This is a genomic window from Ruminococcus sp. RTP21484sp1_RTP21281st1_A8_RTP21281_210402, from assembly GCF_040914025.1.
In the GTDB taxonomy this organism is placed as follows: domain Bacteria; phylum Bacillota; class Clostridia; order Lachnospirales; family Lachnospiraceae; genus Blautia_A; species Blautia_A faecis.
In genome coordinates, this window is record NZ_JBCPGE010000001.1 from 1 (window position 1) to 14,329 (window position 14,329).

Sequence of the window (14,329 nt, forward strand, 5' to 3'; positions counted from 1 at the left end):
TGCGACAGCTTGTTTACTATACCACTGCCGCAAGGAATCGTCAAGCACTTTTTACAAAAAAGTTTATATTTTTTTGTTCAAATTATTTGTCGAATCATGTCGAACTCTTTTTCTTGCATTTTAGCCCGCCATGAGCTATACTATAACAAAGCATTTCATTTCAGTAAGTCTATTTAATATCATCTCTGGTATCTTCGGCGCTCTGCCGCTTCAGAAATCTCATGCTTTTCCCATATAGCAGCAGGAAGGTTTCTGACCAAAATGTAGAGATTTACATTAAGAGGCCTTCCACCATCTTTATAAGGAGGTCTTCTATGAACAATGTATCTTTACCTGTAAACCGTATTTACAAGGATCGACTCTACAAGATGATTTTTAATGACAAATCAGAATTACTGAAACTTTACAATGCAATTAACGGAACTCATTATGATGATCCTGCAATGCTAACAATTACTACATTGGATAACGCAATCTACATGACAATGGAAAATGATCTTTCCTTTATTATTGATATGCGCCTGGCACTTTATGAACAACAGTCCACGGTAAATCCCAACCTGCCTTTACGCTTTCTCATGTACATAACAGATATTTATTCAGCCTATACGAAAGACATGAACATATATGGTTCCAAGAAAGTGCAGATTCCGCTGCCTTCCTTCGTAATCTTTTATAATGGTGTGAAGTCGCAGCCAGACAGGACAGAATTTCTTCTTTCAGAGTTATTTCATCCAACAACCGACCAACCAGCGTTGGAATTGAAAGCGGTTATGCTTAACATCAATAAGGGGCATAACCAGGAATTAATGAATGCCTGTCATACCCTTCGTGATTACTCCGAATATGTTGCTCGCATTCGTACCTATTCTGCTGAAATGCCACTGACTGACGCAGTTGAGAAGGCAATTACCGAATGTATCCATGAAAACATCCTGCGGGATTTTTTACTAAAGAACCGAGCGGAGGCGAAAGCTATGAGTATTTATGAATATGATGAAGAGAAAACCTTGCGTATGTTTCGGGAAGAGGGTTATGAAGACGGAGAACGGAATGGAAAAATCCAGGCAACTATTGAAATGTGTTTGGAATTTAACCTCTCTTCAGATGCCATTGTTCAAAAACTAATGACGAAATTTCAGTTTTCTGAAAACCAGGCACAGGAATATCTAGACAACTATATAGCTCAAAATTCTTAAACTAATTTTTTCTATGAATAATTGTAATTTCATAATATCCTTGCGCAAAACTGGCGGAGGATAAATACTTCCTTCATCTGGAAGCATCTCCCCCGCCGCCTTAATTCCTACAGAAATTCCTTCAGCTTCTCCACATTCTCCTCTTCGAATTCCTGCAGCCGTTCCATCAGTTTTTTGATGTCTTTCTCCACGTCATTTTCGTACTGATGAAGCTTTTTCACGGCTTCGGTAATTCCCATGCTGCTGCCCTGGATCAGCATTTTGGCGATGTGGGAGGTGGAGTCGTCGGCCATAGTCTGGAGGTTAACCATAAGGTAGGTGCGGATTTTTTCGAAGGTGCCAAGACCTTTTTCGTCATATCCGCTTCGATTCAGAATATCCCTGGCTTCATTATGAAACTTCCGATAGCCCTCAATCTGCTTTTCCAGATATGTCTGCAATTTTTCGTCTTCCGTGATCTCAAGCAGCTGCTCCAAGGTGTCTATACCCATCTGGGAATTCTGATACACATAGTTTAGAAATTCTACATCGGCATTCATAAGCGTGTCTCCTTTACTGTAAATCCATTTCTTTACATATGAAATAATAAAACTATCCTCTATGTCTATTGTAGAATTCCCGTTTTTGCCGTTATTATTCCAATACACGCCCATATTCTGCCCTTCTTTTCGTTAAATATAGTTTCCAAATCAGCCTCATAGCCTGCTTACTCCATTTTATTACTTTGATATAAAATTTCATTCAAACCATGCTTCCATGGGCAAAGAGGCCACGAATATTTGAGAGGCTGGACAGTATGGACAACAGAAGCAAATCATGCAAAGCTTCAATTTGCAACTACTCACTTTTACTCATACTTTACAATTTCCTTCTTCAGCCTCTTCATGATCCGTTTTTCCAGCCTGGAAATATAAGACTGTGAAATCCCCAGAAGGTCCGCCACTTCTTTCTGTGTTTTCTCCCTTCCCTCCTGCCTTCCAAGCCCGAACCGCAATTTGATAATCGTCTGTTCCCTTGGAGAAAGCTTGGAAATTGCTTTTCCCAGAAGCTTGATTTCCACCTCGTTCTCCAGCCTCTGGGAGATCACATCATCATCCGTTCCCAAAATATCGGAAAGCAAAAGCTCGTTTCCGTCCCAGTCCACATTCAGAGGCTCATCTATGGAAACCTCCATTTTCGTCTTACTGTTACGTCTGAGATACATAAGAATTTCGTTTTCAATACATCTGGATGCATACGTAGCCAGCTTAATATTTTTTACCGGGTTAAAAGTATTGATTGCCTTGATTAGCCCAATCGTACCAATGGAGATCAGATCCTCCACACTCACACCTGTATTATCAAACTTTTTGGCTATATAGACCACCAGCCTGAGATTGTGCTCGATCAAGGTAGACTTTGCCTCTTTTTCCTCTGGTGTACCCAGTTTTTCAAGGATCCTCGCTTCTCTTTGTGTTTCCAGTGGCGGCGGCAGAATATCACTTCCACCAATATAATAAACCTCTCCCTGTCTGCCGAGCAGGAATCTGGGCATTACCTGAAATGGATAATACGCTGCACTTGCTGATCTGTTCATGAATAAGTCCCCCTCCTAATGCAAAATTCTGGAATTCAACAGTACCTGGTACTCTTTTCCCAAAGCAGAGGGTTCCACGGCCAGCGCCAGCACCGGATTTGCCACATGAATCACCTCCCTGGGAGTGTGAATACAAAGGTCATCTAACACCACTGCCAACAGCACGCCTTCCTCTCCGATTGTCTTATAGGGCAAAAAGTGCGGATGCAAGTCAGCCGGCTCTGTACCTTCCAGCTCCCCTGGGTTCTCCTTAAGGTGTTTCAGCCTGTCTGCATTTTCCTGCGGAAGCAATGCGTCCAGAACCTCCGGTTTTATAATAAATACCTCCTTCTGGCTGATGGGGTCTACAAGAAAATTTCCTGTATCCAAAAGCCCGAAAAACGGTTGTACATTTCCCCGATAGGACAGGGTAACTGGATAAATATTTTTCCATCTGGCACGGAAAGAATCGCTAAGATAGATCAGTGCACTAAGTCCCATGTAGGCTCCTGCGGCAACAATCAAAAAGCGTATGGGTGTCGCCTTTTTTACAGGTGCCGCTTCCATAAGGCCTCCCATGAAAAAAGCCATCAGATAAACAGTCACCAGTGCTTTTACCAGAAGTCCGTTTTTCTTAAGATCCAGTCCAAGAACCAGCATGCCCCAGGCACAGCCGCCATGGAGCAGTACCTTTGCAGGAAAAATCATATCCGGCAGTACATATAAAATGAGGCAGGAAAACAGAGCGCCAATGGCTGCCGCCAGCAAAATCCTTCCACGATTTCTTTTTCGCAAGAAAAGCTTTCCTACAATGCAAAGAAGAACGTAATCCATTAAAAGATTCGTCAGAAAGACGATGTCTATGTATACGTCATAATACATAAAAAGCCCCCTGTGGCCTGTCGTCCGTTACCTTTTGTGGTAACGTCAATCCTTCACTTTGGTAAGTGAACCCATTATACGGTCACAGAGGGCGCAGATTTTGTCAAAAAGGGGCGGGAAATCCTAAGAATTTCTCGCCCCAAATCGACAGCATGATCTGTCATTTTTCGTTATTTTGTTCTAAATTAATTCTGTCAATATTATTTTCAATTAAAGCAATTCATTTTTTCATGCTTCGTGCAAAATTAATTCTACTGCTTTAATTCGTCTTCTTCATTTTTCTCATGTAAAGCATCCAGAAGACTTCTCAGTTCTCCAATCGGAAACTGTCCCGGTGCAGATGCGGCGCCAACTGTTCCAAAGGTAATGCCAGAGCCGAAGTTCTCTCCGGAAATTCGGGTAATAGAACCAATACTTCCCATTGCCATGGATACCAAAGGCTTTTCGCACTCCTGTCTCATAGCATTTGTTGCCTCCATAATTGCTGCCACGTCTTCGAAACCATGAGGCATTACCGCCATTTTCAAAATATCAGCGCCTGATTTTTCCATTTCGCGGAAGCGGTTTAAAAGAACCTCCTGACTGTCTGTTTTGTGGAAATCATGGGAAGAAGCGATCACTTTGACTCCTTCTTTTTGAAGCTCTGCCACCAGCTTTTTCTTCTCTTCCGAATTACTCATAACTTCCACATCAACCAGGTCTGCCTTTTTGCCTTTTGCAATATTTATATTGCAGGCAGCGTAATCCTCCAGAGAAATGGTAATATTTCCGCCTTCCTCACTTGTCCGGATTGTAAAAAGCAGTGGTGTTTCACCAAGAATTTCTGCCAACGCTTCAAGCACATTCTGGCAGGCTTCCGGATTCATCAGTTCTTCAAAGAAATCTGCACGCCATTCCACCAGATCTGCAGCTGCTTTTTTGGCATCCTCTGCTTCCTGGCAGATTTTTTCTCTGGTGGTTCCAGTAAGAGGAACGCAGATTTTCGGGATTCCTGCTCCGATAGTCAGGTTCTTTATCTGAATAGGTTTTGTCATTTCTTGACATCTCCTTTCTCATAGAATAATATATACTTAGTAACGCTTTAATGATTTCCAGTTTTAAACTAAATGAAAGTTCATGTTCCAATATCTTAAGGCTGTTCATACTAGAGCGTGTTTGAAAAAGGCTTTCTGCAAGATGTGCGTCACAATTTGTGGGAGATTTCGCTCGGATGAGGACGCCGTAGCGGGCTACGGCAACCGAATTCGGGTGAAATATACCGCAAAGTGGGGCGTGCAGATTGCGGGAATGATTTTTCACACACGCTCTACCCCAGATCAGTCACTGCTATTGCCTTGGACTTTCAAAATAATAGAAACTTCAGGAGGTACCTTATGATCCCAATTACCGGTCACACACAGCTTACCGCACTTCTTGGAAGTCCGGTGGCACACAGTATTTCACCACTTATGCACAATGAAGCATTCCATCTTCTTGATCTTGATTACACTTATCTTTGCTTCAATGTAAACGAGGAAAATCTGGAAACTGCTGTCATGGGACTGAAAACTTGCGGAATTCGTGGCTTTAACCTTACCATGCCAAACAAAAACAAGATCGTGGAGCTTCTGGACGAGCTTTCCCCTGCTGCCCGACTGATCGGCGCTGTGAACACCGTAGTCAATGACAATGGACGCCTTACCGGCTATAACACTGACGGTGTAGGATACATGCAGGCTGTCAGAGATGCAGGATATGATGTGATCGGAAAAACCATCACCATCATGGGAGCCGGTGGTGCAGCTACTGCCATCTGTGCACAGGCTGCCCTTGACGGGGTAAAAAAAATCCATATTTTTGCCCGTGAGACCAGTCGTTTCTGGAACCGCACACAGAAGCTGGTGGAAAATATCAACGCCACTCTTCCCTGCCAGGCCATTCTTCACGAAAACAAGGATAAAGAAGAACTGGCACAGGCTATCTCCGAGAGTGCGCTTCTTCTCAATGCCACCTCAGTGGGGATGGCTCCTGATACAGAAGGGTCCATTATTGAAGATACCAGTCTTTATCATCCGGATCTGATCGTGTCAGATGTGATCTACAATCCCCGTGAGACACGATTCTTGCGCGAAGCAAGAGAGGCTGGCTGCCGCACCTTCAACGGTATGTATATGCTGCTTTACCAGGGGGCTGAAGCGTTCCGTCTGTGGACAGGAAAAGAAATGCCAGTGGAGGAAATTAAGGCGAAATACTTTTCCGAATAATGCATTCATCTGCTATAATTCACAAGATTATATATTTTTTCACCTAATCCAGCTATATTTTATAACAATGTTAATATTTTCAAGAAAGGCGCCGCATCTCACAGCAGCGCCTTTCTTTTATATGGAAATCACGTTCCTATTTATTCACTTAAAACTTTTCGGAAAATCCGGCTTATTTCTGCTCTTCCTGAACCTCTACCTTACGGTTCTCTCTGCTCTTGATCTCAGCTTTGATAGAAGTAATGAACTCTCCAAGATCCTTCGCACCTTCATCTCCCAGGAAACGGCTTCTTACAGAAACTTTGCCCTCTTCCTCTTCTTTGGCACCAACAACCAGCATATAAGGAATCTTCTGAAGTCTTGCCTCACGGATCTTGTAACCGATTTTCTCAGCACGGGTATCAATTTCGACACGAATACCAGCCTCTTTCAGCTCGTTTACAACCTTTTCTGCATAATCCATATATTTATCAGAAATCGGAAGCACCTTCACCTGTACAGGAGCAAGCCATGTTGGGAATGCACCTGCAAAATGCTCGATCAAAATACCGATAAAACGCTCGATGGATCCAAAAGCAACACGGTGGATCATGATCGGACGATGTTTCTCGCCGTCAGCACCAACATATTCACAATTAAAACGGAGCAGAAGCTGGAAATCAAGCTGGATAGTACCACACTGCCAGGTTCTTCCGATGGAGTCCTCAAGATGGAAGTCAATCTTCGGTCCGTAGAACGCTCCGTCTCCCTCATTTACTACATAATTAAGCCCGAGGTCGTCAAGAGCTCCGCGAAGAGCGTCTGTAGCCATCTCCCAGTCCTCATCACTTCCCATGGAATCTTCCGGACGTGTGGAAAGCTCTACGTGATATTTGAAACCAAACAGCTGATATACCTCGTCAATCAGTTTTGCAACCCCTTTAATCTCCTCACGGATCTGCTCCGGCATCATAAAGATATGGGCATCATCCTGTGTAAAGCAGCGTACACGCATAAGTCCGTGAAGCTGTCCGGATTTTTCATGACGATGTACCAGACCAAGCTCACCCATACGAAGCGGCAGATCACGGTAAGAACGTGGTTCTGACTGGTATACAAGAATACCTCCCGGACAGTTCATTGGCTTGATTGCAAAATCCTGATCGTCAATTACAGTTGTATACATATTTTCTTTGTAATGATCCCAGTGTCCGGATGTCTCCCAAAGATGACGTGCCAGCATGATCGGTGTGGAAATCTCAACATATCCTGCTTTCTGATGGATTTCTCTCCAGTAATCAAGAAGAGTATTCTTCAGAACCATTCCCTTAGGAAGGAAGAACGGGAATCCAGGACCTTCGTCGCTCATCATGAACAGACCAAGCTCTTTACCAAGCTTTCTGTGGTCACGTTTCTTCGCCTCTTCCATACGGGTAATATATTCTTCCAGATCTGCTTTCTTCGTGAAAGAAGTTCCGTAGATTCTGGTAAGCATTTTATTCTTCTCACTTCCTCTCCAGTAAGCACCTGCAATGCTGGTAAGCTTGAATGCTTTTACCGGTTTGGTTGTCATAAGGTGAGGTCCTGCACAAAGGTCAACAAACTCACCCTGCTGATAAAAGCTGATCTCAGCATCTTCTGGAAGATCTTCGATAAGCTCCACTTTATATGGCTCATTTTTCTCTTTGAAGAATGCGATCGCTTCTTCTCTGGATTTGGTAAAACGGGTAATCGGAAGTGCTTCCTTTACCACTTTCTTCATCTCAACTTCGATCTTTGCAAGATCCTCTGTAGTGATCGGGTTCTCGCTGTCAATATCATAATAAAATCCGTCTGCAATAGATGGTCCGATTGCAAGCTTTACATCCGGGTACAGTCTCTTGATTGCCTGTGCCATAATGTGGGATGTGGTGTGACGGAAAGCGCCTTTTCCACCCTCATCCTCAAATGTCAGAATGCTTAACTCGCAGTCCTTGTCAACTACATGTCTAAGGTCAACAACTTCTCCGTCAACCTCTCCTGCACATGCAACTCTTGCAAGGCCTTCGCTGATATCAGCCGCAATGTCGATAACGGATTTTGCTTCTGCGTATTCTTTTTTAGAACCGTCTTTTAATGTGATAATCATGATTCGTGTCTCCTTTTCTTTTTCTGAAACTGTATCCGGCAGGAAACTGTCTGATACGAAAAACGTATGGTAACGTTTGACTGAGCACTGAAAACCAAACATTTTCTGTACTCCCATGCAGGGACGAGACGAGCTGCAGTCTCCAAGGTCACACACAAACGTGGACTTTAACTCATTGCTCGTGAAAAACAAAAGTCCCTTACAATGCTCTCACACTGTAAGGGACGAATATACTCGCGGTTCCACCCTGCTTGCCATAGCATACGTATCTGTAAACCAGGCCACTTATTTGATGGTAACGGAATCACCGGACCGGATTAGGGCCACTCGGAGGTAGTTTTCAACTGTTTCCTGATAAGGCATTTCCAGCCGCCTGCCTCTCTCTGAAACATTCCACAGTTTACTCTTCTCGTCAACGTGTTTTCTTATCACTGTGTCCCATTATAGCCTTGGGTTTTGGGTTTGTCAATAATCTGCAAAATAAAGATGATAAAAAATTAGATATTTCCCCGAAGTTTTTCTTTTACAAGTGCTGCTACTTCCCGCACCACATAATGCACCTGCATAATAGGATCTGATACCGCCGCAATTCCATAAGGATGTTTATATCCCAGCTTTTCCGCCAATTTTACTGCCCGGTACACGTGAAAATTATTTGACAATATTCCCGTATTTTTCTTACTGCACCCGGTAAGCTCATCGGAAAATTTCAGATTTTCTTTCGTGCTTGTAGACTTCTCTTCCAACACCAGCAGCTCCTGTGAAATACCATGCGCTGTCAGATAATTCTCCATACATTTTGCTTCCGTAATATCCTCCCCAAAGCCCTGTCCGCCGGAAAGGATCAGCGTGGTATCTTCATTCTCCCTGGCATATTTCAGTGCCGCCTTCAGACGAAGCTCCAAAGCCTTGGATGGTACATCTCCTTTTACATGGGCACCTAACACAACTACATAATCCAGGTTCTTTTTCCCGGAAGACTTCATTCCGGAAATTACACGGCTGCAGATAAATCCAAAACAGACAATTCCGATCAGCACAGCCACCATGATCACAGTTCCCAGCCATCCAGGGAAAATTCCCGGATGATTTCTGCCATAGCGGATCAGTACTGCGCCGCCTTCCAGAACCGCTGTAAGCAGTACCCAGAACCAGGCAAAATCAGCTGTAATGCCAGCATATACCACGATCAGCACATAATAAGCCAGGCTTAAAATCCCGGCGCAAAAACAAAATAAACTCAAATTCTCTTCTCTCTTTCTAAATTCAAATCCACTCTGCGTGTTTCACTCATTACTCGCACAAAGCAAACTGATTCATACTTGTAGAACTCATAAATCAACTAATTTTCCTATAAATATACACGAAACGGATTGCCTGGCAGTCATCCACCATTGCAATCCGTCCCCACAGCCGGAATCCACCGGATCCCGGTCTATATTCACATTTTATTATTTGTTTCTACCGCAGCAGAATTTATATTTCTTTCCGCTTCCGCATGGACACGGATCGTTACGTCCGATCTTGTGTGCCTTAACAACAGTACCGGATTTCTTCTGCTCAAGATAAAGCTCTTTACGTTTCTCCGGGGTAAAGATCTTGTCCCACTGTGGAAGATTGTAAAGCCAGTCAGCTTTAGCGTCTACCATGTTCTTGTAAAGAAGCTCTTTGTCAAAGCAAAGACTTACGGTAGTATTCTCATCCATAGTCTCGATCGGATTCTGAACCTTAAGGCTGTCATTGATTCCATCAAGGAAACCAACCATGGTGAGCACTTCCTGATTATATTTCTCAGCCAGCTCTTTAACTGTACCAGTAACTACTTCGTCCGGATTCTCAAGAAGCTGTGCATAAATGTTCTTCTCAATGTTAAAATATTTTGCCCAGAACTGCTGAAGTTTATTACGATCTGCCTGCTGGTCATAGGCAATGGCACGCCACTGCTCTAAAATGGTCTTGTCGCTCATTTCTTATTCCTCTTTTCAACAAAATTTCGTAATTATGCCGTTTTACAGCTGAAATTTATTATACCATCTTTTACCGAAAAACACAAATCTTATTTTTTTTCCAAAATTTTCTTGCAGATTTTCCATAAAATTCATACTATTTTTCTGTAACATATGTATAAAAAGCCAGTGACAGGTTCATACTATGAGTGTTCAGTAAAATGAACCAACAAATTCATTGAACCCCCTTCAATGATGACGCATTACAAAAGATAAGCGAGATTAACTTATATCCTCCCCGAAACGCCCCGGCTTCTGAAGTACTAGCTGAAGCCGGGGCGTTAACTTTCCTGTTTTGCTGTTTTTTTCTATTTTACTCCAAGCTTCTCCAGTTCCTTTGCCGCCTGCTTCAGATCATGGAATTCAATGGCATGAATACCAAGCTTTCTTGCAGCCTCGCAGTTCTCCGGGCGGTCATCCAGGAAAACGCTCTCCTCCGGTTTTAAACCGAATCTGGAAAGAAGTGTCTCATAAATATCAGCTTCCGGTTTGATCTGCTGAACCTCACAGGAGAAAATCACACCATCCATATTTTTCAGAAAAGGCATTTTACCTGGTCTTGTCTGATCCAGCATGAATTGGCTGTAGTTTGACAGAATGTACAGATGATAGCCCTGGCTTTTCAGATAGCTGGTCCAGGTTTCGGCGTAATCCTTAATTCCAATTGTTTTTCCTGATTCTTCGATCACACGCTTTACATCCGCTTCGTACTCGGCCGGAAGTTCTGCGATAAACTGTTTCCGGTATTCTTCTTCAGGAAACAGGCCACGGTCACGCTCATTCCAGATCTGGCTCTTAAAAACCTTCTCAGCAATCAGCTTCTCTTCTTCTGCCGAAAAGTGGAACGCTTTCAGATAGCTTTCCCAATCATAGGAAACCAATACCTGTCCCACATCAAAAATTATGTTTTTCACTTCGCCTGCGACCTCCTTTTCCTCTTTCTTCAAAAGTTTATAAACCATAAGAAATACATAAGCCAGCACTGGCACCAGAATTACAGTACCTACTGCTGCCTTAAAATTCCCCTGTGCGTTGTCGCCGCTGCCAAAAGCAAAGATCATAGGCAGACAGCAAACTGCCAGTAAGACTACCACTCCCAGAATGGCAGCTGCACGTTTAAAATTTTTCATTCTTTATTCCTTTATAAAATCCGTTTTCTTTTTTGTCATCTAGAGCATCGAAAATTAAGTTTCTGCTATATTGGCGCAGCAAATAAAAATCAGACAAGTCAATATGGCAGTTACTTAATATTCGATGTACTAGATACAAGATACGCCGGAGAGAACCTCCGGCGCAGTCACATTTCAATTACCGATCACTCTGTAACCAGTAATGTATTCTTACTTACAAGCGTCTGATACGCAGCCGCTTTTTTCCAAATTATTTATTTCTGTAAATAATATCGTTTCTTCCTGGTCCGTTGGAAACCATGGTGATCGGGTATCCGATCTTCTCCTCGATGAATTCGATGTATTTTCTGCAATTCTCCGGAAGATCCTCATAGTTCTTTATTCCACGGATATCGCATTTCCATCCTGGAAGCTTCTCGATCACCGGTTTTGCTTTCTCAAGTCTGGCTGTGGTCGGGAAGTCTGTGGTAATCTCTCCGTCGATATCGTAAGCAACACAAACCGGGATCTCATCCAGATAGCCAAGTACGTCAAGTACTGTAAATGCCACATCTGTAGCCCCCTGAAGACGGCAGCCGTATTTAGATGCAACACAGTCATACCATCCCATACGTCTCGGACGTCCAGTGGTAGCGCCGTATTCTCCGCCATCACCACCGCGTCTTCTAAGCTCGTCAGCCTCTTCTCCGAAAATCTCGGAAACAAATGCACCGGCACCTACTGCGCTGGAATAAGCCTTGCTTACAACAACAATCTTCTGGATCTCATATGGAGGCACACCTGCTCCGATTGCACCATATGCTGCCAGTGTGGAAGAAGAGGTAACCATTGGGTAAATACCATGGTCAGGGTCTTTCAAAGTTCCAAGCTGTCCCTCAAGAAGGATCTCCTTGCCCTCTTTCAGTGCATTATTCAGATACAAGGAAACGTCGCATACATATGGTGCAACCATCTTCTTGTATTCCATCAGCTCTGCAAAAAGCTCATCAACGTTCAGAAGCGGTTTGTGGTATAAGTGCTCAAGAAGAACGTTCTTAGTTTCACAAACGCTTGCCAGTTTCTCCTTCAGGCGATCCTCGTCAAAAAGCTCATTTACCTGAAAACCGATTTTTGCATATTTGTCAGAATAGAAAGGTGCGATACCGGATTTAGTAGAACCGAAAGATTTGCCTCCCAGACGCTCTTCCTCATACTGGTCAAACAGAATGTGGTACGGCATAACCATCTGTGCTCTGTCAGAGATCAGAATCTTCGGTGCCGGAACACCTTTGCTTACAACCTCATTGTATTCTTTGAAAAATACAGGGATATTCAGTGCAACACCGTTGCCGATCACACTTGTGGTGTGTCCATAAAATACACCTGACGGCAGAGTGTGAAGTGCGAATTTACCATAGTCGTTTACAATGGTATGTCCTGCATTTGCACCACCCTGGAATCTAACGATAATATCAGCTTTCTCAGCGAGCATGTCGGTAATTTTCCCCTTACCTTCATCTCCCCAGTTTGCTCCAACTACTGCTTTGATCATAACTCAAATTCCTCCTGTGTCTGATCTGAATTTCATTAAAAAAGAAAACAACAACCTTTTATCATACATTAATCTCAGCTGTCATTCCAAGCATTTCCTTGTGGGAATCCAGAACCGGATTTACAACTTTTGCAATAAAGCTTTCGGTCTGCTCTTTGGCACGTCCCACATATTTCTTCGGATCCATGGTTTTCTGAAGCTCTTCCAGAGTCAGGTTAAATGCCGGATCGGCTGCGATCAGCTCAAGAAGGTTGTTGTCCTTACCTTCTACCTTAACATTCCTGCCTGCTTCCATGGAAAGCTCACGGATGCGCTCATGAAGCTCCTGACGGTCTCCACCTGCTTTTACTGCGTCCATCATAATGTTCTCAGTTGCCATAAATGGCAGCTCAGCCATCATGTGTTTCTCGATAACCTTCGGATAAACCACAAGGCCATCTACAACATTCAGGCACAGATCCAGGATTCCGTCAATTGCAAGGAAGCCTTCCGGTACGGAAAGACGCTTGTTGGCGGAGTCATCCAGGGTTCTCTCAAACCACTGGGTAGCAGAGGTGATGGCTGGATTCAGGGCATCTACCATCACATATCTGGAAAGGGAAGCAATACGCTCACTTCTCATCGGGTTTCTCTTATAAGCCATAGCGGAAGATCCGATCTGGGATTTCTCAAATGGCTCCTCTACTTCTTTCAGATGCTGAAGAAGACGGATATCGTTTGACATCTTGTGTGCACTTGCTGCAATTCCTGCCAGAACATTGACAACACGGGTATCAACTTTACGGGAATAGGTCTGTCCGGATACCGGATAGCATTCCTTGAATCCCATCTTGGCAGCGATCATCGGATCGATCTTGTCGATGGTCTCCTGGTCTCCTTCAAACAGTTCCAGAAAGCTTGCCTGTGTACCTGTAGTACCTTTAGAACCAAGAAGCTTAATGGTGCCAAGAACATATTCCAGATCTTCAAGATCCATCATGAATTCCTGTGTCCACAGTGTGGCACGCTTTCCAACGGTAGTTGGCTGTGCAGGCTGGAAATGGGTAAATGCAAGTGTAGGCTGATCTTTATATTTGTCAGCGAACTTGGAAAGCTCTGCAATTACGTTTACCAGTTTCTTCTGAACCAGTTTCAGAGCTTCTGTCATAACAATAATGTCTGTATTATCTCCTACATAACAGGATGTTGCTCCCAGGTGGATGATTCCCTTTGCTTTCGGGCACTGCACACCGTAAGCATATACATGGGACATAACATCGTGACGCACTTCTTTCTCACGGGCCTTGGCAACATCATAGTTGATATCGTCTGCATGAGCTTTCAGTTCATCAATCTGTTCCTGGGTGATGTTCAGTCCAAGCTCCTTCTCAGTCTCTGCCAGAGCGATCCAGAGTCTTCTCCAGGTGCGGAATTTCATATCCTGTGAAAAAATGTACTGCATTTCCTTGCTGGCATAACGCTCAGACAAAGGGCTTGTATATCTGTCTGTACTCATTCTTTCTCTCCTGTTTCTAAGTAAGTTTTTATCATTTACTTTGCGGATCAACTGTTTTTTCCACATACAAGGGGATTATATAACATCCAAAGATTTTAAGCAAGACCCTGATGGAATTTCGTGTTCACAATTTCACACTCTGAATTCCAAAAAATTTCTTTTTTGCCCTTTATCTTACAGA

The 14,329-nt window shown here is 43.5% G+C and carries 14 protein-coding genes; 3 read left to right on the forward strand and 11 right to left on the reverse strand.

Annotated elements, in window-relative coordinates:
- Nucleotides 1–314 precede the first annotated feature (314 nt).
- Nucleotides 315–1,199 (forward strand): hypothetical protein, encoded by an 885-nt coding sequence (locus tag AB5170_RS00005; protein ID WP_148463753.1) that lies wholly within the window; start codon nucleotides 315–317, stop codon nucleotides 1,197–1,199.
- A 107-nt stretch (nucleotides 1,200–1,306) separates the two neighbouring features.
- On the opposite strand, the gene AB5170_RS00010 is transcribed toward AB5170_RS00005, so the two are convergent.
- The 5 genes from AB5170_RS00010 to AB5170_RS00030 all read right to left on the reverse strand — a co-directional run bounded on the left by AB5170_RS00010 (nucleotide 1,307) and on the right by AB5170_RS00030 (nucleotide 4,893).
- Nucleotides 1,307–1,738, reverse strand: a complete 432-nt coding sequence (locus AB5170_RS00010; protein ID WP_118584315.1) for a hypothetical protein — start codon at nucleotides 1,736–1,738, stop codon at nucleotides 1,307–1,309.
- Between the two features lie 308 nt (nucleotides 1,739–2,046).
- Nucleotides 2,047–2,733, reverse strand: a complete 687-nt coding sequence (gene sigE / locus AB5170_RS00015) for an RNA polymerase sporulation sigma factor SigE (protein WP_173772878.1) — start codon at nucleotides 2,731–2,733, stop codon at nucleotides 2,047–2,049.
- A gap of 57 nt (nucleotides 2,734–2,790) precedes the next feature.
- The gene (locus AB5170_RS00020) at nucleotides 2,791–3,636 is read right to left on the reverse strand and encodes a sigma-E processing peptidase SpoIIGA (protein ID WP_173719350.1); all 846 of its coding nucleotides are present in this window, start codon (nucleotides 3,634–3,636) and stop codon (nucleotides 2,791–2,793) included.
- Between the two features lie 251 nt (nucleotides 3,637–3,887).
- Complete coding sequence (gene aroD, locus AB5170_RS00025; RefSeq protein ID WP_325064564.1) at nucleotides 3,888–4,625, reverse strand: type I 3-dehydroquinate dehydratase; 738 nt, start codon at nucleotides 4,623–4,625, stop codon at nucleotides 3,888–3,890.
- Nucleotides 4,510–4,893, reverse strand: a complete 384-nt coding sequence (locus AB5170_RS00030; protein ID WP_325064565.1) for a DUF6783 domain-containing protein — start codon at nucleotides 4,891–4,893, stop codon at nucleotides 4,510–4,512. The genes aroD and AB5170_RS00030 overlap by 116 nt, the downstream gene beginning before the upstream one ends.
- Here AB5170_RS00030 and AB5170_RS00035 point away from each other — a divergent pair.
- Together AB5170_RS00035 and AB5170_RS00040 are read left to right on the forward strand one after the other, a co-directional pair.
- A complete protein-coding gene (locus AB5170_RS00035; protein ID WP_325064566.1) occupies nucleotides 4,813–5,013 on the forward strand; it encodes a DUF6783 domain-containing protein in 201 nt (66 codons plus the stop codon). The two genes, AB5170_RS00030 and AB5170_RS00035, sit on opposite strands and share 81 nt — an antisense overlap.
- Nucleotides 5,010–5,879, forward strand: a complete 870-nt coding sequence (locus AB5170_RS00040) for a shikimate dehydrogenase (protein WP_118578501.1) — start codon at nucleotides 5,010–5,012, stop codon at nucleotides 5,877–5,879. Before AB5170_RS00035 ends, AB5170_RS00040 begins: the two co-directional genes overlap by 4 nt.
- A gap of 172 nt (nucleotides 5,880–6,051) precedes the next feature.
- Here AB5170_RS00040 and thrS read toward each other — a convergent pair whose 3' ends face one another.
- The 6 genes from thrS to purB form a co-directional block, all read right to left on the reverse strand.
- The gene (gene thrS / locus AB5170_RS00045) at nucleotides 6,052–7,989 is read right to left on the reverse strand and encodes a threonine--tRNA ligase (RefSeq protein ID WP_368361657.1); all 1,938 of its coding nucleotides are present in this window, start codon (nucleotides 7,987–7,989) and stop codon (nucleotides 6,052–6,054) included.
- A gap of 494 nt (nucleotides 7,990–8,483) precedes the next feature.
- Complete coding sequence (locus AB5170_RS00050; RefSeq protein WP_173719352.1) at nucleotides 8,484–9,230, reverse strand: YdcF family protein; 747 nt, start codon at nucleotides 9,228–9,230, stop codon at nucleotides 8,484–8,486.
- Between the two features lie 207 nt (nucleotides 9,231–9,437).
- Nucleotides 9,438–9,953, reverse strand: a complete 516-nt coding sequence (locus tag AB5170_RS00055) for an SEC-C metal-binding domain-containing protein (RefSeq protein ID WP_118578503.1) — start codon at nucleotides 9,951–9,953, stop codon at nucleotides 9,438–9,440.
- Between the two features lie 347 nt (nucleotides 9,954–10,300).
- Nucleotides 10,301–11,122 carry an HAD family phosphatase gene (locus AB5170_RS00060; RefSeq protein WP_118578516.1) on the reverse strand — a complete coding sequence of 274 codons (822 nt, stop codon included), beginning with the start codon at nucleotides 11,120–11,122 and terminating at the stop codon, nucleotides 10,301–10,303.
- Between the two features lie 250 nt (nucleotides 11,123–11,372).
- Nucleotides 11,373–12,653 carry an adenylosuccinate synthase gene (locus tag AB5170_RS00065; protein WP_118578517.1) on the reverse strand — a complete coding sequence of 427 codons (1,281 nt, stop codon included), beginning with the start codon at nucleotides 12,651–12,653 and terminating at the stop codon, nucleotides 11,373–11,375.
- A 61-nt stretch (nucleotides 12,654–12,714) separates the two neighbouring features.
- The gene (gene purB / locus AB5170_RS00070; RefSeq protein ID WP_118578518.1) at nucleotides 12,715–14,148 is read right to left on the reverse strand and encodes an adenylosuccinate lyase; all 1,434 of its coding nucleotides are present in this window, start codon (nucleotides 14,146–14,148) and stop codon (nucleotides 12,715–12,717) included.
- Nucleotides 14,149–14,329 lie beyond the last annotated feature (181 nt).

Coding starts and splice junctions, on each gene's coding strand:
- AB5170_RS00060 (WP_118578516.1), bottom strand. CDS start 11,122: ATGAAAAATTTTAAACGTGCAGCTGCCATTCTGGGAGTGGTAGTCTTA.
- AB5170_RS00020 (WP_173719350.1), bottom strand. CDS start 3,636: ATGTATTATGACGTATACATAGACATCGTCTTTCTGACGAATCTTTTA.
- AB5170_RS00005 (WP_148463753.1), top strand. CDS start 315: ATGAACAATGTATCTTTACCTGTAAACCGTATTTACAAGGATCGACTC.
- sigE (WP_173772878.1), bottom strand. CDS start 2,733: ATGCCCAGATTCCTGCTCGGCAGACAGGGAGAGGTTTATTATATTGGT.
- AB5170_RS00055 (WP_118578503.1), bottom strand. CDS start 9,953: ATGAGCGACAAGACCATTTTAGAGCAGTGGCGTGCCATTGCCTATGAC.
- AB5170_RS00040 (WP_118578501.1), top strand. CDS start 5,010: ATGATCCCAATTACCGGTCACACACAGCTTACCGCACTTCTTGGAAGT.
- AB5170_RS00010 (WP_118584315.1), bottom strand. CDS start 1,738: ATGAATGCCGATGTAGAATTTCTAAACTATGTGTATCAGAATTCCCAG.
- purB (WP_118578518.1), bottom strand. CDS start 14,148: ATGAGTACAGACAGATATACAAGCCCTTTGTCTGAGCGTTATGCCAGC.
- AB5170_RS00065 (WP_118578517.1), bottom strand. CDS start 12,653: ATGATCAAAGCAGTAGTTGGAGCAAACTGGGGAGATGAAGGTAAGGGG.
- AB5170_RS00035 (WP_325064566.1), top strand. CDS start 4,813: ATGTGCGTCACAATTTGTGGGAGATTTCGCTCGGATGAGGACGCCGTA.